The 24,800-nt window shown below is 60.6% G+C and carries 23 protein-coding genes; 13 read left to right on the top strand and 10 right to left on the bottom strand.

Annotation, left to right across the window (positions count from 1 at the left end; translation table 11 throughout):
* Positions 1–615, bottom strand: a complete 615-nt coding sequence (ruvA, locus tag ACB035_RS09450; RefSeq protein ID WP_005335746.1) for a Holliday junction branch migration protein RuvA — start codon at positions 613–615, stop codon at positions 1–3.
* Positions 616–875: 260 nt separating this feature from the next.
* Between ruvA and ACB035_RS09445 the strand changes: the two genes are divergently transcribed.
* Positions 876–2,885, top strand: a complete 2,010-nt coding sequence (locus tag ACB035_RS09445; RefSeq protein ID WP_371167153.1) for a methyl-accepting chemotaxis protein — start codon at positions 876–878, stop codon at positions 2,883–2,885.
* Between the two features lie 80 nt (positions 2,886–2,965).
* On the opposite strand, the gene lysE is transcribed toward ACB035_RS09445, so the two are convergent.
* Entirely contained in the window at positions 2,966–3,574 is a 609-nt protein-coding gene (gene lysE / locus ACB035_RS09440; RefSeq protein ID WP_144714179.1) for an L-lysine exporter, read from the bottom strand.
* 207 nt (positions 3,575–3,781) lie between these two features.
* Positions 3,782–4,564, bottom strand: coding sequence for a LuxR family transcriptional regulator (locus ACB035_RS09435; protein WP_005335753.1), 783 nt, complete (start codon positions 4,562–4,564; stop codon positions 3,782–3,784).
* Between the two features lie 62 nt (positions 4,565–4,626).
* Here ACB035_RS09435 and ACB035_RS09430 point away from each other — a divergent pair, with 62 nt between their 5' ends.
* The 6 genes from ACB035_RS09430 (at position 4,627) to ACB035_RS09405 (ending at position 12,173) form a co-directional block, all read left to right on the top strand.
* Complete coding sequence (locus ACB035_RS09430; protein ID WP_144714035.1) at positions 4,627–5,277, top strand: acyl-homoserine-lactone synthase; 651 nt, start codon at positions 4,627–4,629, stop codon at positions 5,275–5,277.
* 201 nt (positions 5,278–5,478) lie between these two features.
* Positions 5,479–6,378: a LysR family transcriptional regulator ArgP gene (locus ACB035_RS09425; protein ID WP_144714033.1), complete on the top strand. Its 900-nt coding sequence runs from the start codon at positions 5,479–5,481 to the stop codon at positions 6,376–6,378.
* A 99-nt stretch (positions 6,379–6,477) separates the two neighbouring features.
* The gene (locus ACB035_RS09420) at positions 6,478–8,514 is read left to right on the top strand and encodes an exoribonuclease II (protein ID WP_144714031.1); all 2,037 of its coding nucleotides are present in this window, start codon (positions 6,478–6,480) and stop codon (positions 8,512–8,514) included.
* Between the two features lie 254 nt (positions 8,515–8,768).
* A complete protein-coding gene (locus ACB035_RS09415) occupies positions 8,769–10,409 on the top strand; it encodes a sensor domain-containing diguanylate cyclase (RefSeq protein ID WP_144714029.1) in 1,641 nt (546 codons plus the stop codon).
* Positions 10,410–10,413: 4 nt separating this feature from the next.
* A complete protein-coding gene (locus ACB035_RS09410) occupies positions 10,414–11,517 on the top strand; it encodes an EAL and HDOD domain-containing protein (protein ID WP_139429741.1) in 1,104 nt (367 codons plus the stop codon).
* Positions 11,518–11,582: 65 nt separating this feature from the next.
* On the top strand, positions 11,583–12,173 hold the full coding sequence (locus ACB035_RS09405; RefSeq protein ID WP_162518397.1) for an HAD family phosphatase: 591 nt from the start codon (positions 11,583–11,585) through the stop codon (positions 12,171–12,173).
* Between the two features lie 132 nt (positions 12,174–12,305).
* On the opposite strand, the gene hfq is transcribed toward ACB035_RS09405, so the two are convergent.
* On the bottom strand, positions 12,306–12,665 hold the full coding sequence (gene hfq / locus ACB035_RS09400; RefSeq protein ID WP_005335772.1) for an RNA chaperone Hfq: 360 nt from the start codon (positions 12,663–12,665) through the stop codon (positions 12,306–12,308).
* A gap of 176 nt (positions 12,666–12,841) precedes the next feature.
* Here hfq and ACB035_RS09395 point away from each other — a divergent pair, with 176 nt between their 5' ends.
* Genes ACB035_RS09395 through ACB035_RS09385 form a run of 3 tightly spaced genes read left to right on the top strand, consistent with a single transcriptional unit; the run spans position 12,842 to position 16,318 of the window.
* A complete protein-coding gene (locus ACB035_RS09395) occupies positions 12,842–14,113 on the top strand; it encodes a paraquat-inducible protein A (protein WP_040066978.1) in 1,272 nt (423 codons plus the stop codon).
* A complete protein-coding gene (pqiB, locus tag ACB035_RS09390) occupies positions 14,106–15,755 on the top strand; it encodes an intermembrane transport protein PqiB (protein WP_005335774.1) in 1,650 nt (549 codons plus the stop codon). The genes ACB035_RS09395 and pqiB overlap by 8 nt, the downstream gene beginning before the upstream one ends.
* Positions 15,752–16,318, top strand: a complete 567-nt coding sequence (locus ACB035_RS09385) for a membrane integrity-associated transporter subunit PqiC (protein ID WP_075116002.1) — start codon at positions 15,752–15,754, stop codon at positions 16,316–16,318. The genes pqiB and ACB035_RS09385 overlap by 4 nt, the downstream gene beginning before the upstream one ends.
* Positions 16,319–16,398: 80 nt before the next feature.
* Here ACB035_RS09385 and rlmD read toward each other — a convergent pair whose 3' ends face one another.
* Positions 16,399–17,751 carry a 23S rRNA (uracil(1939)-C(5))-methyltransferase RlmD gene (gene rlmD, locus ACB035_RS09380; RefSeq protein WP_371167152.1) on the bottom strand — a complete coding sequence of 451 codons (1,353 nt, stop codon included), beginning with the start codon at positions 17,749–17,751 and terminating at the stop codon, positions 16,399–16,401.
* A 273-nt stretch (positions 17,752–18,024) separates the two neighbouring features.
* On the opposite strand from rlmD, the gene ACB035_RS09375 reads away from it, so the two are divergent.
* The gene (locus tag ACB035_RS09375) at positions 18,025–19,749 is read left to right on the top strand and encodes a proline--tRNA ligase (RefSeq protein WP_371167151.1); all 1,725 of its coding nucleotides are present in this window, start codon (positions 18,025–18,027) and stop codon (positions 19,747–19,749) included.
* A gap of 90 nt (positions 19,750–19,839) precedes the next feature.
* Here ACB035_RS09375 and ACB035_RS09370 read toward each other — a convergent pair whose 3' ends face one another.
* The 3 genes from ACB035_RS09370 to ACB035_RS09360 form a co-directional block, all read right to left on the bottom strand.
* Complete coding sequence (locus ACB035_RS09370; protein WP_371167150.1) at positions 19,840–20,520, bottom strand: SDR family oxidoreductase; 681 nt, start codon at positions 20,518–20,520, stop codon at positions 19,840–19,842.
* A 31-nt stretch (positions 20,521–20,551) separates the two neighbouring features.
* Entirely contained in the window at positions 20,552–21,184 is a 633-nt protein-coding gene (locus ACB035_RS09365) for a TIGR04219 family outer membrane beta-barrel protein (protein WP_005354809.1), read from the bottom strand.
* Positions 21,185–21,279: 95 nt separating this feature from the next.
* Complete coding sequence (locus ACB035_RS09360) at positions 21,280–21,729, bottom strand: copper chaperone PCu(A)C (protein WP_005335782.1); 450 nt, start codon at positions 21,727–21,729, stop codon at positions 21,280–21,282.
* 90 nt (positions 21,730–21,819) lie between these two features.
* Here ACB035_RS09360 and ACB035_RS09355 point away from each other — a divergent pair, with 90 nt between their 5' ends.
* Entirely contained in the window at positions 21,820–22,569 is a 750-nt protein-coding gene (locus tag ACB035_RS09355) for an enoyl-CoA hydratase-related protein (RefSeq protein ID WP_047434550.1), read from the top strand.
* 17 nt (positions 22,570–22,586) lie between these two features.
* On the opposite strand, the gene ACB035_RS09350 is transcribed toward ACB035_RS09355, so the two are convergent.
* The gene (locus ACB035_RS09350) at positions 22,587–23,015 is read right to left on the bottom strand and encodes a DUF2753 family protein (protein WP_005335785.1); all 429 of its coding nucleotides are present in this window, start codon (positions 23,013–23,015) and stop codon (positions 22,587–22,589) included.
* A 285-nt stretch (positions 23,016–23,300) separates the two neighbouring features.
* Here ACB035_RS09350 and ACB035_RS09345 point away from each other — a divergent pair, with 285 nt between their 5' ends.
* Positions 23,301–23,960: a CatB-related O-acetyltransferase gene (locus tag ACB035_RS09345; RefSeq protein WP_371167149.1), complete on the top strand. Its 660-nt coding sequence runs from the start codon at positions 23,301–23,303 to the stop codon at positions 23,958–23,960.
* Between the two features lie 94 nt (positions 23,961–24,054).
* Here ACB035_RS09345 and ACB035_RS09340 read toward each other — a convergent pair whose 3' ends face one another.
* Positions 24,055–24,762 (bottom strand): ParB-like protein, encoded by a 708-nt coding sequence (locus ACB035_RS09340; RefSeq protein ID WP_021231739.1) that lies wholly within the window; start codon positions 24,760–24,762, stop codon positions 24,055–24,057.
* Positions 24,763–24,800 lie beyond the last annotated feature (38 nt).

Raw genomic sequence — 24,800 nt, 5'->3', positions numbered from 1 at the left:
TCATACCAGGCTACGCAGGGATTCACGGATGATATCTTCCACCGACATCCCCTCTTTGGCGATCTTGCTGACAATCTGACTCGCCTGCTGCGGCTTGTAACCTAGGGCCACCAGCGCACTGGCCGCCTCTTCGGTCACATCAGGTGCCCGCAATTCGGGCTCACTGGCTGGCAGGGTGACCATGGCCGGGGAGAAGAGGTCGTGACTGACCCAGCCCTTGAGGCGATCCTTCATCTCCACCACCAGCCGCTCGGCGGTCTTCTTGCCGACTCCCGGCAGTTTGACCAAAGAGCTTATCTCTTCACGTTCGACACTCAGCACGAATTGGGTAGCTGTCATGCCGGAAAGAATAGCCAGCGCCAGCTTGGGGCCGACTCCGTTGGTTTTGATCAGCTCGCGGAACAGTGCCCGCTCCTGTTTGTGGTTAAAACCATAGAGCAGCTGGGCATCTTCCCGCACCACGAAGTGAGTATGGATGGTCGCTTCCTTGCCGATCTCCGGCAAATCATAGAAGCAGCTCATCGGCATCTGCACCTCATAGCCAACCCCGCCCACTTCCAGCAGGACCTCGGGGGGCTGCTTTTCAATGACAATGCCTCTCAAGCGACCAATCACGGCTCTCTCCTCACCAATACAACTATTCGTAAATTGGCTCATAGCATAAAGAATAACTGGATAAGTATCCAGCATAGGGCAGCAACACCCGCGTAGTCAGAGAGGCTTTTTATCCAATTTTCCACCATGCTTGATCGGGTGCAGCCAGTGCACGGGATGTTTCAGCGCCGCACCGGTCCCCGAGCGGGGGATAAACCACTACACTAAACCCGTTCGGAACCGAAACTGGTGCCAATGTCGATACCAAGGAAGGCCATCACATGAAAATTGTTACCACCTCCAATCTGGGTCTTGCCATATTGCTCGGCTGCACGCTGGGCATGGGGGTCGTTGGCTGGTATGGCAGCCAGCGGCTAGCCAATCTGCTCTCCTATGTCCTGGGCGCCGCCTGGCAGACCGCCGACGGTGCCATGGAGGGCTCCATAGAGCTGGGCAACCAACAGCTACAGATTCAGAAGATGCAAAACGGAACCCCGCTCAATCGCGCCGAACTCGATGCTGCCAAGGCGGCGACCGATGATGCGCTGGCACGGGTCAGCCAGGGGCAGCTCATTGATGGTGCAGCCCTTGCCACCATGGAACAGCACAAGCAGGACTATCAACAGCAACAAGAGAAGCTGCTGGCGCTCTATCACGCCTATACAGAGGTGGATCAGGCCCTGCATCACAACGCCGATCTGATGGCTCGCCTCTCGACCCAGCTGGAGGTGATCGGCGATGGGGCAGTCGAGGTGCTGACCCAATCCCCCGACCAGACCATCAGCTGGAACAGCGGCCTCTCCACCCGTTGGGAAGCGGCCGACGGGGGGATGGAGTCAAACATCGGCTTTTTACGCCAACTCTATGCGCTGGAGAAGATGCGCAGACAAGGAGTCACAGAGGCGATCAAGGTCGAGTTAAAAGAGGCGACCGATTTCTACCACGAAGCGATCGACAGCATGCTCGGCACCGGGCTGTTCGATATCGAGGGAACCGGCGAATTTGCCGGCAAAACACTGTCGGCAGAGTATCGCGCCCTGTTAACCCGGCATCAACAACTGATGGGACAGTGGGTCGATGCGCTCGGCAGCTATCAGGCCCAGCAGTCCGTCTATGAGGTCAGTGCCGATGAGCTGCGACAACAGCTGGTTGCCATCGAGGAGAGCGGCGATGCTACCGTAGAGGATCAGGTGGCCCAGCTCAATGGCATCATCAGCCAGACCCGAACCCTGCTGCTGGGTGGCCTGCTGCTGAGCCTGATCATGGTCACTCTCTGCGGCTTCTGGCTGACCCGCAAGCTGGTGACCCCGCTGCTGCAAGTGGACAAGCGGATGCAGGATATCGCCGCTGGCGAGGGAGACCTCAACGCCCGCATCAACCTGCAACGGGATGACGAGATAGGTTCGCTGGCAAACAGCGTGGATCGTTTCATCGAGAAATTGCAGAAGATGATCAGCTCCACCATGGACAACAACCAGCACATCAGCGAACACGTTCACACCTCGGTCAACCGGGTGGAGGCAATCAGCCAGAGCAGCCGCCAGACCGCCGAACATGCGCTGGCCCTGCACCACGACAGTGAACAGATGGTGCAGGTCGCCACCGGTATCTCGGACAACTGCAGCATGGCGGCCCACAATGCCAATGAGGTGCGCCAGCTGACCACCGAGAGTAGCCAGTATGTCGCCTCCGCCAGCGCGGGCATGCAACGGGTGGTACAAGAGGTGAGCGAGTGTGCCATCGCCATCAACTCCCTCAAGGAGCAGGCGGGTCAGATTGGCCAGATCATCTCCACCATCAGCGGCATCTCGGAACAGACCAACCTGCTTGCCCTCAATGCGGCCATCGAAGCGGCCCGCGCGGGGGAGATGGGACGTGGCTTTGCAGTGGTTGCGGACGAGGTGCGTACCCTGGCCAATCGCACGGCAACATCAAGCGCCGAAATTAGCCAGGTGATCAGCAGCATCCAGCAGCAGACCGAGACCGCCTATCTGATGATGCAGCGCAACCTCAAGACGGTGGAGTCCGGCATGCAGGACTCCGAGAACACCAAACAAATCCTGTTCAAGGTGGAAGGCGCCATCGACCAGCTGGCCGACATGGTGCAACAGGTGGCCGTGGCTACCGGGCAACTGTCACACACCCTGAGCCACTCCTCTGACAAGGTCTCCGGTATCAGTCTGCAAGCCAGAACCGGCGAACAGGAGGCGCAGGAGTGCCTGCAGCTCGCCTCCTCGCTCCATCAAGCCAGCCTGCTGCAACAGCGCCTGCTCTCCCAGTTCAGGGTCTGACCCCTTCAATAGCAAAGATGCCACTCATGTGAGTGGCATCTTTTTGTTACCGGTCGCTCATTCCTGCCGCCTTAACTTCCTCAGCGTCCTATGGCCAGTTGAACAGCCAGGCTCAGCATGATGATGCCAACCAGCAGGTCGATCCCCCGCTGTACCTGGCTGCGAGCCAACCAAGGCGCCAGTGCCGCAGCCCCCAGCGCCAGCGAGTAGAACCACACCAACGAGGCCAGCATGGCCCCCGCAGCAAAGGCCGGACGCAGGGACTCGCTCACCTGACTGCCAAGGGAGCCGAGCAGCATCAATGTATCGAGATAGACGTGAGGATTGAGCAGCGTAACTCCCAGCGTCATCGCCAGCACGCTTTTGGCACCCATCTGCTGAGCAGACTCGGCAAGTCCCTCCCCTTTACCGCGCCAGGCACTGAGCAGGGAACGGCCACCAAACCAGCCGAGAAACAGCACGCCCCCCCAGGTGAGCAGCGCCATGCCGAGGGGGCTGGTGGCCAGCACATTGGCCCCGCCAAATACGCCGATAGCAATCAGGGTGAGATCGCAGAGGCTGCAGAGCGTGGCCGTCAGCAAATGGTGATTGCGATGGATGCCCCGGCTCAGCACAAAGGCATTCTGGGCGCCGATAGGGATGATCATGGCCAGACCGATGGTGAAGCCTTGCAGTGTCGTTGCGAGCATCATGGAGAGTACCGTTCGAAATGATGAATGAGCGGCACTATAGCGATGGTAGTTCCTTCCTAGAAATTCATTGATTTACTTATTGATTCATTTTGCTAATAAAAACCGGCATACCCAGCCGCTGTTCCAGCCCTTGTCAATTACCGGATCTGACAATTGTGACCCTCAGAGTGCGGCAGGAGAATCTGTTGCGCCTGTGGGCTCAGTCTACTGCAGCAATCTGGGGAAGTTGGTAACCACGACTTGCTCCAGATTGGGCAGCAACAGCCCCGTACTAACCCCTTTGGCAATGGCCTGATAGCGGTTCATGGAGCCGGTTTTGCGGGTGACCTGATTGAGATGGTAATTGACCGTGCGCTCCGTGATCCCGAGGATGCAGGCGATCTCGCTAGAGGTCTTCCCTTCGCTGGCCCAGAACAGGCACTCAGTCTCGCGCTCGGTCAAGGGGTCTTTCCCCGCACTGTCCATCATGCTGAAACGCACCACCCGAATGGCCGCCTCGAAGATGTAATTGGACATCCAGGAGAGGATCGGCGAGGACTCCAGCAGCAGGTCGCTCGAGGCCCGCTCGGAGGTGATGAAGGAGAGGATCCCGTTCTCCCCGGCAGCGCCGTGCAGAGGGAAGGAGATGCCGTTACGCAACCCGAACTCGGCTGCCAACCCCATCACGTCCATGGTTCCCTCCTGCAGAAAACTGGCCCGCTCATCGAGGCGGTTCCAGTAAATGGGCAACGTCTGCTTGCGTGCCAGCCGGATCACCGGATCGCACGCCAGCATGTTGTTTTCGGTATAGGCCTGCACCCAGGAATCAGGGCACTGGTTGAACAGCACCACCTTGGGCCTTTGCATCGACATCGGCAGGATCAGGGCGAAGCGATAGTAGTCATAGCCCATCCCGAGCGTAAAGCGACCGATCAGTTCGGCCAGACGATTGCCGTCCGTCACCGAAGTGAAATGTTCGAGGTACTCAAGCAGTTGGTCTCTGTTCATATGAAAGCCCCCTTGGCCAGACATGTGATTATAACGGCGAATAGCAAGATAGAGGGTCCATAATGTTGGTTTTTAAAGGAAAATTGAGAGAACATCCACGAAACGAGGTGGAGAATGAACTCTATCGCTTTCGAAATCGCGTCTTTTCCGACCGGCTAGGCTGGGATGTCGAGTCTCATCGGGGCCTGGAGCGTGACAGCTTCGACACGCCAGACACCCATTGGGTGCTGATCGAGGACGAACAAGGGCTGTGTGGCTGTATTCGTCTGCTCAACTGTGCCGATGCCTATATGCTGCCCACCATCTTCCCCACCGCCCTTGCCGGTGAAAGCGCGCCACGCACCCCCGATGTCTGGGAACTCACCCGTCTGGCTATCGATGCCCAGCGCGCACCGCGCATGAGCAATGGCGTCAGCGAACTCACTTGCGTCATCTTCCGCGAGGTCTATGCCTTCGCCAATGCCCACGGGATCCGGGAGCTGGTCGCCGTCGTCAGCCTGCCGGTGGAGCGCATCTTCCGCCGACTTGGCCTGCCCATCGAGCGGCTCGGTCATCGGCAGGCGGTCGATCTGGGTGCGGTAAGGGGCGTTGGCATCCGCTTCCATCTGGATGAGCGCTTCGCGCAGGCGGTCTCCCAACCTCTGCTGGGCCATTATCAAACCAGCCATTATCCACTGCGGCAACCGTCACCGGTGCTGGCAGTTCACTCATAAAAAATCCCGGGAAAACAGACCCGGGATAAAGATGTCGCTACGATCTGCGCAGGGCTACCCCATGCGGCACCAGAGAGTATCCTCCCTCAATGGCCTGACCACTACTGTCAAAAATCACAGCGCAACGCCCCTTCCGCCGCCCATTGTTGTCCCCTGCCGAGTGACGTAGAGTCAGCCCTTGGGCAACGGAAGGGGGAGAAGATGAAAGAGCTGGACTACAAACTGCTGCGGGCGCTGGATGCGGTACTGCAGGAGCAGAACTTCGATCGGGCGGCCAAGTCGCTCCATATCACCCAGTCGGCCATCTCCCAGCGGATCAAGCAGCTGGAGCAGCAGTTTGCCGAGCCGCTACTCATTCGCAGCCAACCGCTGCAGGCCACGCCACTCGGCCAAAAACTGCTGGCCCACTATCGGCAGGTACACCAGCTCGAGCTCGAACTGGCGGGGGAGCTGACCCCCGACCAACCGCAGGGACCAATCCGGATCAGTATCGCAGTGAACGCCGACAGCCTGGCCACCTGGTTTTTGCCCGCCATTGCCCCCTTGTTGAAACAGCACCCCATCGAACTCAACCTGCTGGTCGATGACGAGAGCCGCACCCTCGACAAGGTGCGCGAGGGTCAGGCCTTTGGTGCGGTCAGCCTGCATCCCCAGCCGCTGGCGGGTTGCTGCGTCGACGAGCTAGGTGAGATGAATTATCTGCTTACCGCCAGCCCCGCCTTCGTAGCCTGCCACTTCCCTCATGGCCTGACCCGCGATGCGCTGGCCAAGGCACCGGCGGTGGCGTTCGATCAGCGCGATGACATGCATGTGAGCTTTATGATGGAGCACTTCGGGCTGGAGCCTGGCGGTTATCCCTGCCATACGGTCCACTCGTCAGAGGCCTTCGTCGCCATGGCAGAACAGGGGCTGGCCTATTGTCTCATCCCCGAATTGCAGATAAGAGGCCAGCTGGCTGGCGGGTCACTACTCAACCTCAGTCCCGACCACATCCTGACGGAATGCCTCTACTGGCACCGCTGGGTACTGGAAAAAGGGGTTCACAAGCAGCTCTCCCAACGCCTCATCGACCATGCCAGATCGCAGTTGAAACCACGCTGAGCAGGCCATTCACCTTGGCTTTGCAGGGCTAAAAACGTATAGTGCTGGGCGATCCTTCATCAGGTCTCCACCCAGGTTTTCACTTCAGGTTCCTCACTTATGTTCCAAGACAATCCGCTGCTGGCCCAGCTCAAGCAACAAATCCGCGAAAACATCCCGAAGAAAGAGGGTGTGATCCGCGCCTCGGACCGGGGCTTCGGCTTTCTGGAAGTCGATGAGAAGACCAGCTATTTCGTGCCGCCTCCCTACATGAAGAAGGTGATGCACGGTGACCGGGTGACCGCCCTGATCCGTACCGAAAAAGAGAAGGAAGTGGCCGAGCCGGATACCCTGCTGGAGCAGTCCATCACCCGCTTCGTGGCCCGGGTCAAGATGTTCCGTGACCGCCTCAACGTGGTTGCCGATCATCCGCTGATCAAGGATGCCATCAAGGCCCGCGTCAAGAAGGGTCTGGATGAGAAAGAGTTCAAGGAAGGTGATTGGGTGGTGGCGACCCTCAAGCGCCATGCGCTGGTCGACGGCAACTTCTCTGCCGAGATCATCCAGAAGATCGCCGCCCAGGAAGATCACAATGTGCCCTGGTGGGTGGTGCTGGCCCGCCACAATCTGGCCCAGGTCGAGCCGGCTGATTTGCCGGAGTGGAAGGTGATCGAAGAGGAGGAGCTGCCCCGTCGTGACCTGACCAAGGTGCCCTTCTTCACCATCGACGGTGCCAAGACCAAGGATATGGACGATGCGCTGGCCATCACCAAGCTGGACAACGGCTGGGAGCTGCTGGTCGCCATCGCTGACCCGACCGCCTATGTGGCCGAAGGGAGCGAGCTGGACAAGGAAGCCGCCCAGCGCGCCTTTACCGTCTACATGCCGGGCCGCAACGTGCCGATGATCCCGCGCACCCTCTCCGACGAGCTCTGCTCCCTGAAAGAGGGCGAGGAGCGCAACACCCTGTGCGCCCGTCTGTTGATCGCCGAAGATGGTCTGCTACTGGAGGAGACCGAGTTCTTCGCCGCCCGCATCTGCTCCCACGCCCGCCTCAACTATGACGACGTCTCCGACTGGGCAGAGCATGGCAAAGAGCTGTCCATCGACGCAGGCGTACTGGCCCAGCTGCCGCTGATGAAGGCAATGACCGAGGCACGCATCGCGTGGCGAACCGAGCATGCGCTGGTATTCCCGGATCGTCCCGACTACGACTTCGAGCTGGGCGAAAATGGCGAAGTGCTGGCCATCCACGTCGAGCCGCGCCGCATCGCCAACCGCATGGTGGAAGAGTCGATGATCGCCGCCAACATCTGCGCCGGTCGCGTGCTGGGCAAGAGCGTAGGTTACGGCATCTTCAACGTTCACACCGGCTTTGACGAAGAGTCCCTCGACGGCGCCATCGACCTGCTGAAGAGTGCCGAAGCCCCGTTCGAGCGCGACGAGATCGCCAGCCTCTCCGGCTTCTGCGCCCTGCGCCGCTGGATCGACAACCTCGACACCCGCTGGCTGGATGGCAAGATCCGCCGCTTCCAGAGCTATGCGCTGATGTCCTCCGAACCGGGCGCCCATTACGGTCTGGGTCTGGATGCTTACGCCACCTGGACCTCCCCGATCCGTAAATACGGCGACATGGTCAACCATCGTCTGCTCAAAGCCGTCATCGCCGGCAAGACCCCGGGTGAGCGCCCGAGCACCGAGCTTACAGAGCATCTGACCGCCTGCCGCCGCCTGCACCGCATGGTGGAGCGTGACATCGGCGACTGGCTCTATGTTCGCTACCTGAAAGCCGCGGCTGGCACCGATCAGGTATTCAACGCCGAGATCATCGACGTGATGCGTGCCGGTCTCAAGCTGCGTCTGCAGGAGAACGGCGCCGTGGTCTTCCTGCCTGCCCGCCATATTCTGGACAACAAGGATCGACTGGAGTGCAACTGGGACAACGGCCGCGTCTATCTGGACAAGACCGAAGTGGTCTACGAGCTCGGCCAGATCATCGAGGTGAAGCTGACCGAAGCGGTGGAAGAGACCCGCTCCCTTATCGCCAAACCGGCAGTGGATCTGGTGCCGGGTCCGGCACCGGAAGCCCCGGCGACCGAGAGTGCGCCAGCCGATAGCAGTGAAACGACCGCTGAGACTGCCCCCAAGGCAGAATAAGCCACGTAGAATCATCTGATCTGCCCGAGAGCCCGCCATCGTGCGGGCTCTTTTTTGCCCGGCATCCCGCCCTACAAGCTGCTATATATACTGTTATGGCACACTGTTCTATCCACGATTGGCAGAGAACGCAGTGAATGTCTCCACCAGCAGGGCTGAAAGCAACCGTTATGTGCGCTGCCTCTCCTTTCTGACATATTAATCAAGGAGAAATATGTCTATACTCGCTTGGGTACAATCCAAGGGATATTGGTATGCAGGAATGGGACCCGGAACACTTCACCAACTTCGCTCAGTTATGCGAAGTGAGCCTCGCCACCATCCGTGAAAAGACCGATGCCGAACGCCTCTACCTCTGGCTGAAAGCCCCCGAACCGCAGCTCTACAGTTTTCAGCTCGATCACGGGCTGACCACGCTGGATCTCGCCCATCTCAGCCAACTGACCCTGCCCCACCACCTGATCGACAAGGCGATGGAGAAGGGACAACTGGTGATCGAGCAGCTCCCACCACCGCCTGATCCCAGCGAAAACGTGGAGCCCGCCCAGCCGCAGTTACGCGCCTGTTTCCCTCTCAAGCGTCACATGAAGCTGGAAGGGGTCATCTATCTGGAGACCCGCCGCCGCATCGACCGCCTCTCCTCCCACCAGCGTCAGGGCATCCAGCTCCTTATCCACTATCTGACTGCCGAGCTCAGCAATCACCTGCTCTCCAGCCAGGTCAATCAGGAGCGGGACCAGCGGCTCCATACCCAGACCGATCTGGTACAGAGTCAGGCACTGCAGGGCTCCTTCCTCACCATGTTGCAGGCGCTGCACATGGTCAGCGTCACCCTCTCCCGCAGTCGCAGCGAGAACGATCTGCTGCGGGATGCCGTGCTGCTGGCCCGCAAGGAGCTGCAGTTCGATCGGGTCGCCATCTTCCTGATCGAACCCGATGGCAAGACCATGCGCGGCACCTGGGGCACCAGCGAAGAGGGCGAGCTGATGGATGAACACAACTTCATCAGCCCCATTCCGGATCACCCCACGGTGCAAGAGGCGCTCAGGCGCAAGGACTACGTACTGGTGATGGAAGATACCCCCCTCTACTACGAGAAGCAGCAGGTGGGCCGTGGCTGGAACGCCATGGTATCGCTATGGGATGGCACCACCCCCATCGGCTGGATCGCCGCCGACAACCTGCTCTGGCACCGTCCGCTCAAAGCCTATCAGAGCGAGATCTTCAAACAGTACGCCGCCATCCTGTCGCAACTGCTGATCCGCCAGCGCACCCAGGAGCAGCTGGAAGCCCTCAACCGCCAGCTGGAGGCCAGGGTCGCCGAGCGCACCATGCAGCTGGCCGAGACCAACCGGGCGCTGGAGGAAGCCAATCACCGCCTCTCCCTGCTGTCGCTGGAAGATCCCCTCACCGGCATCGCCAACCGGCGCCAGTGGGACATCACCATGCAGCGGGAGTGGGAGTGGGCACGGCGCACCCAGAACCTGCTGGCGGTATTGATGATCGACGTCGACGAGTTCAAGGCCTACAACGACCACTTCGGCCATGCCAAGGGGGATCTCTGCCTGCAACAGGTGGCCCATGTGCTGCGGGATGCAGAGCGGCGCTGCACCAATCTGGTCGCCCGTTACGGCGGGGAGGAGTTCGTCATTCTGCTCTGCGCCCCCCAACCCGGTGAGGCCGAACAGCTGGCAGGGCGGATCCACGATGGTCTTGCCCGCTTGAAAATGCCCCATCCCGCCTCGCGGGTTGCTGATTTCATTACGGTTAGCATAGGCTTTAGCTATCTGGTTCCCTCCCAGGACGGAGCATGGCAGACCCTGACTGAACAGGCTGACCAGGCGCTCTACCACGCCAAGTCACAAGGGAGGGCCCGCACTCTGGCCTATCGGTGATCCCATGCTGTTGCGTCGCTACCCTATCTTCAATCGTCGCCTGGCTCTGGTGGCCTACGGCATCGACTATCAGCTCAGCTCACCGGCCGAATGGCCTTCACTGGCGCAACATTGCCGCCTGCTGGCGCAGGGGCGTCAATATCTGGTGCCCTTCACCCACGAACAGCTCGATGAACAGCGTCCCATGCTGCTGGATCAGGACGCGATCCCGCTGGTTGAAGCCTCCAGTGAACGCCAGCCCAGCTCGTTTCCGGTGCTGGAGCAGTGGCGCGACAGTCGGCGCAGACTGGCGGTGCACGGCGCCAACCGGGATCCACGATGGCTCGGCGCCAGCCGCCTGCTGGTGTACTGGATGGGGGAAGAGGGGATCTGCCAGCCCACCGAACACAAGCGGATGGCGCTGAACATCGAAACCTGGGCGGATTTTCTCCCGCTGCGGGAGGCCGGGGTCGACTTCTTTGCCGGCGGCTTTCTCGCCCGTCCGGAGCTGGTCAATCAGCGGGCGAACCAGCCCGATATGGCGCTGGTACAGCAGATCCTCCAGCTCATCTGCCACGAGGAGTTCTCCTTCGCCCAGGTAGCCCGCCTGCTGGAGCAGGATGCCTGGCTGCCCGGCCTGCTGCTCACCTACGTCAACGCCCCCGGCTTCGATCATGCCGCCCCCATCACCTCGGTGCCCCGCGCCCTCTCCTATCTGGGGGAGCAGGAGATCCGCAAGTTCGTATTGATCAACGGTCTGGCCCGGGTGAGCCAGCACATGCCGGAGGCCTGCACCCGCATGGCCATCGCCCGCGGCCGTTTCTGCGAGCTGATTGCCCTCACCGCCCTCGGTAAAGCGGAGGCAAGCTGGGCCTTTCTGGTAGGGCTGGTGCTAGATGGATCCCTGCTGTCGGAGCCGCTGATGGCCCACCTGCCCAAGAGCGTGCAGCGCGCCATCGAACTGCACGAAGGGCCACTCTTTCATCTGTTTCAGCTGGTCAGCACCTATGAACAGGGCAACTGGGCCCTGCTGGAACAGCTTGCCCCCAAATATCAACTCGATCCGGCCCAGCTCACCCCCGTCTATTTTCAGTCACAAATGTGGGGGCAAGCGTTTCTCACCAGCTAGGTGATGGCGAGGCGGGGAGCCACTGGCTAGAATGGGCTCCCTTTTTTCAGAGACTGACCCGCACCATGACCCTTTCCGGATTCCAAGGCCTGGTCTTTGACCTTGATGGCACCCTGGTCGACTCCATGCCGCTGCACCTCGCCGCCTGGGAGCACACCGCCCGCGAGTTTGGCTTTCACTTCGATGCCGACTGGTTCTATGAGCTGGGGGGCATGCCGAGCCGCAAGATAGCCCTGCTGGTCGCACAGGAGCAGCAGATCCCTCTCGATCCGCTCGAAGTCACCCGCTGCAAGACAGCCCACTATGTGGCCAACCTGCACAAGGCGACCGTCTTTCCGGCCATGCAGGTGCTGGTCGAGCGCTATCATGGCGTCATCCCGATGGGGATCGGCACCGGCTCGCCTCGCGTCAACGCCGAGGCAGTGCTGCGCAACACCGGGCTGGATCGCTACTTCTCCGTGGTGGTCACCGCAGACGATGTGGAGTTGCACAAGCCCAATCCGGACACCTTCCTGCTGGTCGCCAGCAAGCTGGGGGTCGATCCATCAAGCTGTCTGGTGTTTGAAGATACCGGTATCGGGGTACAGGCCGGAGAAGCGGCGGGTATGCAGACCTGCATGGTCAAAGAGGGCAAACCGGTCGGCATAACCGCGTAGTGCGGAAAAAAATATCGCCCTGCAAGGGGCGATAACCGGAACCGGCTCTCATACGGGACATGAATGAAAATGAGAGCAGGTTCCGTCAGCCGCTGACGCAGGGCGCGTCAACGGAGCGTGCGGGGCAGACGATTACTCGTTGTTGCCGCCGCCCTGATTGTCGTCATAACGACCCGGCGCACCGTGGGGGCGCGGCGCCATGGAGACACGCGGCTTGCGAGCACGCTGGATGTTCACTTGCGGACGGCCGGTGTGCATGGCGATGGTGGAGATCTTGGCCTTGTAGACCAGCTGCTGGTTACCATGAGCATCGGTCAGCAGCACGCTGTACTGGTCGAACCCGCTGATGGTGCCTTCCAGCTTGATGCCGCTCACCAGAAAAATAGCGACCTGACTGCGGTTCTTGCGCAACCAGTTGAGGGCAGAATCTTGCCCGTTCCCGAGGGAGAAGGCTTGCTCAATCGTGGAGTAGCTGGGGGATTCAGTTGTCATAAATTATTGTCCCGCGGAAAAAAAGTGGCGTTTGATTGTGCTAAATGGGCACTGGCTTGTCAAAGTCATTCTCACTCCCGCCAGCAATAGCGGCCTCCGGGGGCTGGTCGCTGACCAGCACAACTGCGATAATCGCCAGCTCTGGCTCTACCACGGGCCTTATCTGGGGTTTTATCTTGCATCCGGTTTCACACCAACACCACACCACCTATGTCCATGATGCCACTGCCTGCGAAGAGTGTGACCTGCTGATACCGGCCACACCGCTCGAGGTGGGACAGGCCAGCTGCTGCCCCCGTTGCGGACACACCCTGAGTCGCCACCTGCCACAGCAGGAGTTGCGGCCGATCTCCTACGGGTTCGCGGCACTCATCATGTTCGTGCTCGCCAATGCCTTTACCTTTATGTCCTTCTCGGCCAAAGGGGTGGGCCAGGAGATGACCTTTTTGCAGAGCATCACCACCCTGGTGGATGAGGGCTATCTGTTTCTCGGCGCGGTACTGAGCCTGACCCTGATCGGCCTGCCGCTGGTCTATATGGGCTCCATCATGCTGGTGCTGTGGCGGGTCGATAAAGATCTGCACAGCAATGCCCTGCGCTCCCTCGGCCGTCTGCTCTGCCGGATCAAACCCTGGCTGATGGTGGATGTCTTTCTGGTGGGGGTGCTCATCTCGCTGGTCAAGCTGATGGGGATGGCCGACATCAAGATGGGGCTGTCATTCTGGGCTTTCGTCGGCTACACCGTGCTGCTCATCAAGATGATCTCCTCGCTGGATCAGATGTGGCTGTGGCAGCGGCTGTTCGGCCCGACCGAGGCGCGGGATATCGACCCGGAAGCGGGCGCGCTGGAGTCCGGCCTGGTGGGCTGCCATATCTGTGGCGCTCTGAGCGAGGTGGGCAGCCACAGCTGCTCCCGCTGCGGCGGCAAGCTGCATGCGCGCAAGCCGGGCGGCCTGAACCGCACCTGGGCGCTGCTGTTTACCTCCGCCATTCTCTACATTCCGGCCAACGTCTATCCCATCATGGATACAGTGTTTCTCGGTGATGACAGCCCCTCCACCATCCTCGGCGGTGTGGTGCTGCTCTGGGCCATGGGCTCCTACCCCATAGCGGCGGTGATCTTTTTCGCCAGCGTGGTGGTGCCGCTGGTGAAAATACTGGCGCTATTCTGGCTTTGCTATATGGTGCAGCGCGGCAATGTCACCTCCCCCCTCGGCAAGCTCAAACTCTATCGCATGACCGAATTTGTCGGACGCTGGTCGATGATCGACGTCTTCGTGGTGGCCATTCTGGCGGGCCTGATCCGGCTCGACAATCTGATGACCATCTATCCCGGCCCTGCGGCCGTCGCATTTGCAGGTGTGGTGCTGATCACCATGGTCGCCGCCATGAGTTTCGACTCCCGCCTGATCTGGGATTTACAACAAGGAGAACGCGAACGTGAGTGAGCGTAAAAAAAGGTGGAAACCGGGCTCTGACTTTCTGAGCTCTGCCGCCGCAATCTGGATGGTGCCCCTGCTGGCGTTGTTCATCGGTCTCTGGATGCTGTTCCAGCACTGGTACTCCCAGGGCCCCAGTTTCACCCTGACAGTCGCCACTGCCGAGGGCATAGTCGCTGGCAAGACGGTGATCCGCTCCCGCGAAGTGGACGTCGGCCGCATCGAAGCCGTCGAGCTGAGCGATGACTATAGCCATGCGGTGCTGAAAGGACGGCTGACCAATGCCGCCTCCGGCATGCTGCGCGGTGACAGCCAGTTCTGGGTGGTCAAGCCCAGAGTGGGCCGTGAAGGGGTATCGGGTCTGAGCACCCTGCTCTCCGGCGCCTATATCGAGCTCGCCCCCGGCAAGAAAGGTCGGGCGCGGGACGAGTACGCCATGCTCGACAAACCGCCGCTCGCCTCCCTCGATGCCAAGGGGCTGCGTCTCACCCTCAGTAGTCGCGACACTCGCGCGCTGGGGGAAGGCTCCCCCATCAACTATCAGGGCTTCACCATAGGTCAGGTGGAAGAGGCGAAGTTCCTGCCGGAAAAGAGCGAGATGCAGTATCAAATCTTCATCCACGCCCCTTATGACATTCTGGTGAGCAGCAACTCCCGCTTCTGGATGACCCCGGGCTTCGAGGTCTCCATGAGCAGCGAGGGGATGAAGGTGAAGATGGATTCGCTGGAGAGTCTGATCGATGGCGGCATCACCATGGGGCTGCCACCCGGCTGGGCGCCTGGCGAGCCGGTCAAACAGATGGAAGGGTTCACCCTGTTCCAGGATGAGGCGAGCGTGCTGGCCGGTAGTCTGGATCAGTTCATCGACTACGTCTTCCTGTTCGATGACAACGTGGGTGGCCTGCACCCGGGCGCGGCGGTGCAGTATCGCGGTATCCGGGTCGGTACCGTCATCTCCGCCCCCTACCTCATCGAGGACAAGGGCGTGCAGATCTTCAAGAGCCGCCAGATCCCGGTGCTGGCCCGCATCGAGGTACAGCGCCTCTCCCACCGCTATGCCAAGGCGGAGAAGGATCAATGGCGAGCCCTGTTCGGCAAGCAGTTCAAGGAAGGGTTGCGTGCCAGCCTCAAGACCTCGAGCCTGCTGACCGGCGGCAAGATCATCGACCTCAACTTCTATCCGGACGCGCCACGTTTCGAGCAGGCCAAGCTGGCCGGTTATCAGGTCTTCCCCACCGTGCAGGGCGGGCTGGATCAGATCGAGCGCAAGGTGAACCTCATCCTCGACAAGTTTGTCGACATGGATATGGCGACCACCCTGACCAAGGTCAACGGGTCACTCACCACCCTGGATGGCACCCTGAAGAACATCAGTGCAGTCAGCGCCAACCTGAACAAGCTCACCGCCAAGGATTCCACCCAGCAGCTGCCCGCCTCGCTCAACGAGAGCCTCAAACAGTTGCAGGAGACCTTGCAGGCCTATGACGCCCAATCGCAGACCAATCAGGATCTGCGTCAGTCGGTGCAGACCCTCAATCAGTTGATGCGCGAACTGCAGCCGCTGGTGCACTCCCTCAACGAGCAGCCCAGCTCGCTGATCTTCGATCGCGCGCATCCATCGGACCCTGAGCCCAAGCGAGGCAAACAATGAAAAAAGAGATCCTGACGCTGGCCCTGCTGGGCCTGCTGGCGGGTTGCAGCAGCCAGCCAAGCCTGCACTACTACTCGCTCGATGCCGACAGCCAGCAACCCGTAACGGCCCCGGCCCAACCGCAGCACCAGCTGGTGCTGCGCCCGGTGGCGCTGGCCAGCCAGCTCGACCGGATCAGTCTGGTCTATCAGCTGGAAGGGCAAGAGCTGCACTTCACCGAGTACCATCGCTGGGCCGGTGCGCTGGACGATCAGCTCAACCAGCTCACCCTCAATGGCCTCTCCACCCGCCTGCCGGGCTGGGTGGTGCGACAGGATGGCGCCCGCAAGGGGCCGGTGCTGACCATTCTGGTGGAGCGCTTTCAGGGCCGTCATGACGGCAGCGCCGTGCTGAGCGGCCGCTGGCGCCTGCTGGCAGAAGATGGCACAGTGCTGCGCGATGCCCCCTTCCGTCAGGAGCGGGTACTGCCAGCCGATGGCTACAACGCACTGGTGAACGAACTGGGTCAGGGCTGGCAACAGCTGCTCGACCAGATTGCCGCCGAGGTGCGCAAGCAGGGTTGAGCACATCAACCTGCGAGCATCAGATAGAAAAAACGACGCCAGCTGGCGTCGTTTTTTTATGGGCAAGAGTCGGGGGCGACTTATGCCTTGGCAGGCTGGCTCAGACGGGCAACCGCTTCCACATGCATGGAGTGCGGGAACATATCGACCGGCTGCACCTCGTCCAGCACGAAGCCCTGCTTGACCAGCCAGGCAAGATCGCGGGCCAGGGTCTGCGGGTTGCAGGAGACATAGACCAGACGACGGGGCGCCATGGCGACCAAGGTCTGCAGCACCGCCTTGTCACAGCCTTTGCGGGGCGGATCCATTACCACTACGTCAGCGGTCACGCCCTGAGCGTGCAGCTCGGGCATCAGCTGCTCGGCCTTGCCGACGTGGAATTCGGTGTGCTCGATGCCGTTGAGGGCGGCGTTGCGGCGGGCATCGCTGATGGCGCTCTCCACCGACTCGATCCCCACCACCTTGGCGGCCTTGCCAGCCAGGAACAGGGAGATGGTGCCGATACCGCAATAGATGTCGAACACCGTCTCGTTACCGGTCAGCTCGGCATACTCGAGGGCGCTGGAGTAGAGCACATCGGTCTGGGTCGGGTTGTTCTGGAAGAAGGAGAGTGGCGAGATCTCGAACTCGAGTTCGTGGATCTTGTCGCGGATCACCCCTTCGCCGAGCAGCACCCGGTTGGTGGCACCCAGAATGCGGTTGGTGCGCTCGTTGTTGATGTTCTGCACCAGGGTAGTGACCGGCAGATCGCTCAGGGCTGCCAGCAGCTCGGCTTCGAACGGTAACTCCTCGCCCAAAGTGACCAGCACCACCATCAGCTCGCCGCTCTTGAAGCCCTTGCGGGTCATCAGGTTGCGCACGCAGCCGCTGTGGTTCACTTCGTCATAGGCGGATATGTCGTGCTCGCGCATCCAGTTGCGCACCCGGGCGTTGAGCTCGACATGCAACGGATCCTGCACCGCGCAGTCATCGGCGGTGATGAGATCGTGGGAGTGCTTGCGATAAAAACCGATCTCGGCACCCGCTTCGCAGCCACGCACCGCATATTGCGCCTTGTTGCGATAGGCGAACGGGCTCTCCATGCCAAGGATATCCTTGACCGGAGTATCACCCAGCCCAGCCTGCTCCAGTGCGCTCTGCACCAAAGCCTGCTTGAGCTTGAGCTGGGCCGGATAGGCCAGCGGGCGCACCTGACAGCCACCACACTCGGTGTTGGGGCAGAAATCGGCAACCCGATCGGCGGAGGGCTGGAGCAGCTCGGCGACCTTGCCGTGCAGATAGTTCGGCTTGACCTCGGTCAGCTCCACCAGCGCCTGCTCACCGGGCAGCAGACCTTCGACAAACAGGGGGCGATCGAACAGGCGTCCTTTGCCATCTCCTTTGTCGGTCAGTTCCAGGATCTCGATCTGGTGTTGATGTCCCACTAACGGCATGAGCGGCTCCAAAAGTACTAAAAATGGGGGGTGATGGACGCGGAAAAGCCATGCCCATCGAGAAAAGGTGGCAGAGTTTAGCGGAGATCCGGCCAAATTGCAGGCATAAAAAGCCTGCTTGTTGCAATGGTCATTGCCCTGACCATCTGCCGGGCGTGGCCACCTTTCGGGTTGCGGCAAATTTAGCCCTTGGGCCGCAACGCCCAGCCTGTTAAAATTCCGCTCTTGAAATTATCCTGGGCCCCGCGCCCGTTCTAGCTAAGGTCTACCGCGATGCGTACCAGCCAATATCTGCTTTCCACTCTCAAGGAAACCCCCTCCGACGCTGAAGTTGTCAGCCACCAGCTGATGCTGCGCGCCGGGATGATCCGTAAACTGGCCTCCGGCATGTATGCCTGGTTGCCAACCGGTCTGCGGGTACTGAAGAAAATCGAGAACATTGTTCGCGAAGAGATGAACAATGCTGGTGCCGTCGAAGTCTCCATGCCGGTGGTACAACCCGCCGAGCTGTGGCAGGAGTCCGGCCGCTGGGATGACTACGGTCCCGAGCTGTGCCGTCTGACCGACCGTCACAACCGTCCCTTCGTGCTGGGCCCGACCCACGAAGAGGTGATCACTGCGCTGGTGCGTTACGAAGTGAACAGCTACAAGCAGCTGCCGCTCAACCTCTACCAGATCCAGACCAAGTTCCGCGACGAAGTGCGCCCCCGTTTCGGCGTGATGCGCGGCCGCGAATTCCTGATGAAGGATGCTTACTCCTTCCACATCGACAAGGAATCTCTGGTCGATACCTACGAGAAGATGCACGCCGCCTACTGCAAGGCGTTCACCCGCATGGGCCTGAACTTCCGTCCGGTGCAGGCCGATACCGGCTCCATCGGGGGTACCGGTTCCCACGAATTCCAGGTGCTGGCCGAGAGCGGTGAAGACTTGATCGCCTTCTCCGACAGCTCCGATTACGCCGCCAACATCGAGATGGCCGAAGCACTGGCGCCGGCCGGCGAGCGCGCTGCAGCCACCGCAGCCCTGACCAAGGTTGCCACCCCGAACGTACACACCATCGACGAAGTGGCTGCCTTCCTGAACGTGGCGCCGACCGCCATCGCCAAGACCCTGCTGGTGCTGGGCGAAGAGGATGAGGCTGGCAAGCAGGCCGTTATTGCGCTGGTACTGCGTGGCGACCACGAACTGAACGAAATCAAGGCCGAGAAACTGGCTGGCGTGGCCAACCCGCTGACCTTCGCCAACGACGAGCAGATTAAAGCTGCCGCCGGTTGCGATGCAGGCTCCATCGGCCCGGTCGGCTTTGCCGGTCGCATCATCGTCGATCGCAGCGCTGCCCATCTGGCGGACTTCGTCTGCGGTGCCAACGAAACCGGCTTCCACCTGACCGGTGCCAACTGGGATCGCGACATCGCATCTTACGAAGTTGCCGACCTGCGCAACGTGGTAGAAGGCGACCCGAGCCCGTGTGGCCAGGGCAAGCTGCTGCTCAAGCGCGGTATCGAAGTGGGCCACATCTTCCAGCTGGGTACCAAGTACTCCGAAGCGATGAAGGCGAGCGTGCTGAACGAAGCTGGCAAGTCCGTCACCATGGAGATGGGTTGCTACGGTATCGGGGTTTCCCGTCTGGTTGCTGCCGCCATCGAGCAGAACAACGACCAGTACGGCATCATCTGGCCGGACGCCATCGCCCCGTTCGAAGTGGCCATCGTGCCGATGAACATGCACAAGTCCGAGCGCGTGGCCGAGCAGGCACAGCAGTTCTACGCCGAGCTGAAAGCCGCTGGTGTGGACGTGCTGTTCGACGACCGTAAAGAGCGCCCGGGCGTGATGTTCGCCGACATGGAGCTGCTGGGCATCCCGCATGCCATCGTCATCGGCGATCGCGGTCTGGACAACGGCGTTGTGGAGTACAAGTGCCGCCGTACCGGCGAGAAGCAGGAAGTGGCCATCAGCGACATCGTCGCCATGATCAAGGCCAAGCTAGGCCGTTAATTCCGCTCTCTTCCCGATATAAAAAAGCGCGCCATTTGGCGCGCTTTTTGTTTCTGTGTACTGACGACGGCAACCGGATGAAGGGTTGCCTCAGGGATTGCGACCGATAAAGAGGTCGGTCACGTGGCAGCTGCTTCTGGCTTCCAGTGCGTTGAGCATATAGGCCGCCGCATCTTCCGGAGTCATGAAGCCACTCGGGTCCACGTGATCCGAGTTATCCCAGAATTCGCTGCGGATCCCGCTCGGATAGAGGTTGACCAGCCGCAGTGGCGAGCCTTTCAGCTCGGCGCGCAAGGACTCGAGAAAGCCGCGCATCCCCCATTTGGAGGCGCAGTAGAGGCTCTCGTTGGCCTTGCCCACCTGAGCGGCGGAGGAGAGCACATTGGCCAGTACTCCGCCTTTCTCCCCGATAAGCCGCACCGTCTGCTGGGCCACCAGAATGGTGGAGATGAGATTGCTCTCCACCACCCGGCGGATCTGCTCGGCGGTGTAGACACCGACCGGGCCAAACTCGCCCACCCCGGCGCAGTGGATCACCATGTCGGGCTGCCCGCCCCACTCCACCGCAGCGGCGAAGGCAACGTCGACCTCTTCATGGTGCGCCAAATCGGCCGCGATGCCGATCACCGCGCTGCCGAGCAGTTGTTCCTGCTCCTGCAGTCGCTGATAACGGCGCCCCATCATGGAGACCTGATGGCCCCGCTCAACCAGACCTATGGTCAGCGCCCGGCCGAGACCAGAACCGGCGCCTGTCACTATGATGTGGCCCATTATCGCTCCTCGTCGTCAGTCGACGGTCAGATTAGAAAGTGAATTCGCCGCCCATGAACCAGCCATCAACAGACTGATCGATATTGGCGAAGTCGACCTTGGCTTCACGCCAGCCGGCACGCAGCTTGATCGGCATGGAGGAGAACTTGTAGGAACCACCCAGACGGTAGTCATAGTTGTCCGCATCGTGAGTGCGCAGATCGCCGAAGAAGGCGATGCCGGTGCCCGGGATCTTCACTTCGCTGCCGGCATAGGCCATCAGGGTATCTTCGTCATAACCCTTGCGACCGAAGTAGACCTGCTCGCCATCGTAGTGACGGCCGGTCATACCCAGATCGATCTTGAACAGATCGTTGTTGAACAGACGGTAGTAGAGGCTCAGATCGTAGGCAGTCAGATCGTTCTTGAAGTTGCCGCCGGAGGTGCTGAAATCGGAGACTTCAAACTTGGCGTTCGGCAGGAAGATGATGCCGTGTTCCAGTTGCAGATAGCCGTTCCAGTTGTAGCTGTCGTCATAGCTGCCATCAGCACTGGTGCCATAAGCCTGACCACTGCCCTTGGCGGCCCATACATCGGCACCGGCGGCAAAACGCCAGTCGTCAGCGGCCATGGCACTCTGGCTGCACAGAGCCAGCACAAAACCGGCAATCAGCGTCTTTTTCATTACGTCACTTCCTCTTGCATACATGGAAAAGAGCACTATTTTACTCGGTGCAGCCAAAATACCCAGCGTCAATCCTGAACAAACGACGACAAATGTCAGTGCTTCATATGCTTCATCTCTGCCATCGGCTCAATCGGCTTCACCGGCAGTGACAGATCCAGCTTCTGACCATCATCCATGGTGAGGGTGAGCGGGAAAGGGGTCTGCTCGGAGAGCGTGCCCACCTCGAACAGCATGATGTGCAGGCTGCCCGGTTTCAGCACCGCTTCGCCCTTGGCCGGGATCTCGATATTCTCGACCTGACGCATCTTCATCACGCCATTTTCGTGCAGATGAGTGTGCAGCTCGGCACGCCCGGCCGCAGCAGAAGCCGCCGCCACCAGCTTGACCGGCTGGTCGGCGTCATTCTTGAGCACCATAAAGGCGGCGGTGTTGGGGGAGCCCGGCGGCAACAGGCGCACATAACCGTCGACAGCCTCGACCTTGGCCAGTGCAGGCGCCGTCATACCCAGAACCAGCAGAGAATAAAACGCACGTTTAAACATGGTTGAAATCCTTTTATGATGTTGTTAAACGGCGCCAAGGTTACCCCAGCAGCAACCTTTTTTGCACCTTTCAATAACAAGGATTTAGACATGGCCCCCATTCTCATTGCCGAGCAGCAGGATGGCTTGCTCACCCTGACCCTCAACCGCCCCGACAAGCGCAACGCCCTCAATACCGAGCTCTATAAGCAACTGGTGGCAGCGCTGCGAGAGGCGGCAGCCGATGAAGAGGTGCATGTCCTGTTGTTGCAGGGGCAGCAAGATTGCTTTACCGCGGGCAATGATCTGGCCGACTTTATGGGCAAGAGTTCGCTGGAGCCCGACGACCCCATACTGCAGTTCCTCCACACCCTGGCCGATTTCCCCAAACCCGTGATCGCTGCCGTTGCAGGCCCGGCAGTGGGGATTGGCACCACCATTTTGCTGCACTGCGATCTGGTCTATCTGGCGGATAACGCCCGCTTGCAGCTCCCCTTTGTCGAGCTGGGGCTGGTGCCGGAGTTCGCCTCCAGCCTGCTGCTGCCGCGTCTGGTGGGGCACCTCAAGGCAGCCGAGCTGTTGCTGCTCGCCGAGGCGATTGATGCCGAAGAGGCGCTGCGATTAGGGCTGGCCAACAAGGTAGTGGCGGCCGATGGATTGCTCTCCCTTGCCCGCGAGCAGGGGCTGAAGCTGGCGGCCAAGCCGCCCAGAGCGCTGCAAAAGAGCAAGGCGCTGCTGAAACAGGAGCTTAAACAGGCGGTGCACTTTGTCATCGATCTGGAGGCGCGCGCCTTCGCCCAGGCACTGCAAGGGGAAGAGGCGCAGCAACGCATCGCCCAGAAACTCAAACGGCGAGGCTGAGCCGCGCCCACATCCGTTCAGTTGAGGCGAAAACGGCCGATCAGCTCGCAGCCCTGCACCTTGTCCTGCAGCTGGATCAGCCGGGCAATTTCCGGATTGGGGTGACGCTTGAGAAAGGCGAGCAGGGCTCCACGGCAGCAACCCAGCTCGCTGATCAGCGCCTCGCACTCCCGGTTCGGGCACTGCGGCACCAGCGCAGTCACCAGCTCGGAGGCAAGCTTCAGGTAGCGCAGCTCGTAAGTCGGCTCATCCATCGCCCGCCAGAAGTCAGCCAGCCGGTGACAGGTGGCGACCCGCATGGTGGCCAGCTCGGTCAACTCCACCTGGGTCATCTCGTAAACATCCCCCAGCGCCTGCTGATAAAAGCAGATCGCCGCCCCTAGCGAACCGGCCTGCCAGGCACGCTCCGCCTCCAACATGTATCGTTGCCAACTTTGCGGTGTCATCTCGCTCTCCCGAATCCGTCATGGTGGGAGTGTTATCATGGCTAATTGAGAATAAATATCAACCAGAGGGTTAGTGCAGGATCTCTGCGCAACCTTGGCAAACCCGGCGCCCGACTTTATGATCGCGCCCTTACACCCTTCTTTGGAGCACACCACAATGCGACCACGCCTCCCGCAGATGCTGGGCTGCTCCCTGCTCTGCGTGCCCCGCATGCTGGTCTGGATCTATTAGCTGCGCTCAAGCGAACGCAACCCATCCGATCCATTCAGCAAAGGAGTACCAGCATGAACACCTGCCAACACTGGTCGCAGGTCGAATACCTGCACCTGACGGTGACCAACCCCAATATCTGCCTCAAGGGGCAGCACAGCTACTACTCGGGTGCCTGGGATGGCCCCTTCGAAGAGGTGGCGGTGCGCTACCTCCATGGCGATCCCTTCAGCCGCAGCCCGGAAACCGGCTGGGAGCCGCTCTGGCATATCGACCGGCTCCATATCGGCGACTATGTGCAGATTGCCGCCGGGGTAAAGATCATCATGGGCGGCAACCACACCCACAACACGTCCTTCATCAGCACCTATCCGTTCGCCGATCTGGCGGCGCTCCAGCGCAGCTACCGCCCCGCTGGCGATACCCGCATCGGCAACGATGTCTGGATCGGCATGGAGGCGATGATCATGCCCGGCGTCACCATCGGCGACGGCGCCATCATCGCCGCCCGCTCACTGGTCAATCAGGATGTGCCGCCCTATGCCATGGTGGCTGGCACCCCGGCCAGGGTGGTGCGGATGCGCTTTGGCGAGGAGGAGATTGCCCGGCTACAGGCCCTAGCCTGGTGGGATTGGCCGGATCAACAGGTCAACGATCTGCTACCGCTGATCCAGCAAGGTGACGTCGCCCTGCTTGAGCAGGCGGCTGCCCGCTGGGCGGAGCGCCATGAGTGACCACCGCTAACCAGTAGCTGACAGCATAAGGGCGACCCCGGGGTCGCCCTCTTTTATCTCCGGCATGCTCTGGACGCCGTCATCGCCTATCCACTCACTGCGCGCTTTTGGACTGGTTGAGGCTGCACTGCTTGCCGGGATAACCGGGCAAGTCACTGGCATCGCTGCCGCAGGCGAGCCGTTTGGCCTGTTGCAGGCGGGCCGCCAGATTGGCGCTGTCCACCGGCATCCATTGCATCTGCTTGCCGAGCCAGCTGGCCCAGGCAAACTCGACGAAATAGACCTGTTTATCCTTGCGAAAGTAGCCCGCATTCTGCAGCAGTCCGGCGAGGGTGCGATAGGGGTAATCAGGCAGCTTGTCGATACTGGTCGGCAACTGCTCCGGGGTCAGCGGTTGCCCCTTCTCATCCTTGAGCCAGGCCCAATGATTGTTCTGCATCTGGCTCCAGAAGTTGGCTTTATCCTGCAGACGGCCAATCACCTTGACCCGGGCATCCTTGACGCCCTGCTGCCACAACGCCTTGGTGAGATGGTGGCGGTCCACCAGCCAGTAGCTGCCATCCGGCGCAATCACCACGGGGATCTCTTTCTTTTTCATCAACTTGTCGAGCTGCTTTGCGCTCATGCCCGCCAATGTGGCCTGGGTCTCATCGACCTGGATCTGGCCGACGCCCCCCTGAGTCGGGTGCAAGGCATCGATGCCGATCTCGCACCAGTTGCCCACCGCCGTATCGCTCTGGCACGGGGCCAACGCCCAGGCACCCTGGCTCAACACACAGGCCAGCAATAACCATGCTTTCATCGTTTGACACTCCTCACCACATTGAACTGCACAGACGC

The sequence above is a fragment of the Aeromonas sp. S12(2024) genome, assembly GCF_041402305.1.
Taxonomy (GTDB): domain Bacteria; phylum Pseudomonadota; class Gammaproteobacteria; order Enterobacterales; family Aeromonadaceae; genus Aeromonas; species Aeromonas veronii.
The sequence above is the reverse complement of the archived record's forward strand: the minus strand, read 5'-3'. Positions and strand labels throughout refer to the sequence as shown.

Excerpts from the sequence above, each read along its gene's own strand:
- ACB035_RS09445 (WP_371167153.1), top strand. The coding sequence starts at position 876 with ATGAAAATTGTTACCACCTCCAATCTGGGTCTTGCCATATTGCTCGGC.
- lysE (WP_144714179.1), bottom strand. The coding sequence starts at position 3,574 with ATGCTCGCAACGACACTGCAAGGCTTCACCATCGGTCTGGCCATGATC.
- ACB035_RS09435 (WP_005335753.1), bottom strand. The coding sequence starts at position 4,564 with ATGAACAGAGACCAACTGCTTGAGTACCTCGAACATTTCACTTCGGTG.
- ACB035_RS09430 (WP_144714035.1), top strand. The coding sequence starts at position 4,627 with ATGTTGGTTTTTAAAGGAAAATTGAGAGAACATCCACGAAACGAGGTG.
- ACB035_RS09425 (WP_144714033.1), top strand. The coding sequence starts at position 5,479 with ATGAAAGAGCTGGACTACAAACTGCTGCGGGCGCTGGATGCGGTACTG.
- ACB035_RS09420 (WP_144714031.1), top strand. The coding sequence starts at position 6,478 with ATGTTCCAAGACAATCCGCTGCTGGCCCAGCTCAAGCAACAAATCCGC.
- ACB035_RS09415 (WP_144714029.1), top strand. The coding sequence starts at position 8,769 with ATGCAGGAATGGGACCCGGAACACTTCACCAACTTCGCTCAGTTATGC.
- ACB035_RS09410 (WP_139429741.1), top strand. The coding sequence starts at position 10,414 with ATGCTGTTGCGTCGCTACCCTATCTTCAATCGTCGCCTGGCTCTGGTG.
- ACB035_RS09405 (WP_162518397.1), top strand. The coding sequence starts at position 11,583 with ATGACCCTTTCCGGATTCCAAGGCCTGGTCTTTGACCTTGATGGCACC.
- hfq (WP_005335772.1), bottom strand. The coding sequence starts at position 12,665 with ATGACAACTGAATCCCCCAGCTACTCCACGATTGAGCAAGCCTTCTCC.
- ACB035_RS09385 (WP_075116002.1), top strand. The coding sequence starts at position 15,752 with ATGAAAAAAGAGATCCTGACGCTGGCCCTGCTGGGCCTGCTGGCGGGT.
- rlmD (WP_371167152.1), bottom strand. The coding sequence starts at position 17,751 with ATGCCGTTAGTGGGACATCAACACCAGATCGAGATCCTGGAACTGACC.
- ACB035_RS09375 (WP_371167151.1), top strand. The coding sequence starts at position 18,025 with ATGCGTACCAGCCAATATCTGCTTTCCACTCTCAAGGAAACCCCCTCC.
- ACB035_RS09370 (WP_371167150.1), bottom strand. The coding sequence starts at position 20,520 with ATGGGCCACATCATAGTGACAGGCGCCGGTTCTGGTCTCGGCCGGGCG.
- ACB035_RS09365 (WP_005354809.1), bottom strand. The coding sequence starts at position 21,184 with ATGAAAAAGACGCTGATTGCCGGTTTTGTGCTGGCTCTGTGCAGCCAG.
- ACB035_RS09360 (WP_005335782.1), bottom strand. The coding sequence starts at position 21,729 with ATGTTTAAACGTGCGTTTTATTCTCTGCTGGTTCTGGGTATGACGGCG.
- ACB035_RS09355 (WP_047434550.1), top strand. The coding sequence starts at position 21,820 with ATGGCCCCCATTCTCATTGCCGAGCAGCAGGATGGCTTGCTCACCCTG.
- ACB035_RS09350 (WP_005335785.1), bottom strand. The coding sequence starts at position 23,015 with ATGACACCGCAAAGTTGGCAACGATACATGTTGGAGGCGGAGCGTGCC.
- ACB035_RS09345 (WP_371167149.1), top strand. The coding sequence starts at position 23,301 with ATGAACACCTGCCAACACTGGTCGCAGGTCGAATACCTGCACCTGACG.
- ACB035_RS09340 (WP_021231739.1), bottom strand. The coding sequence starts at position 24,762 with ATGAAAGCATGGTTATTGCTGGCCTGTGTGTTGAGCCAGGGTGCCTGG.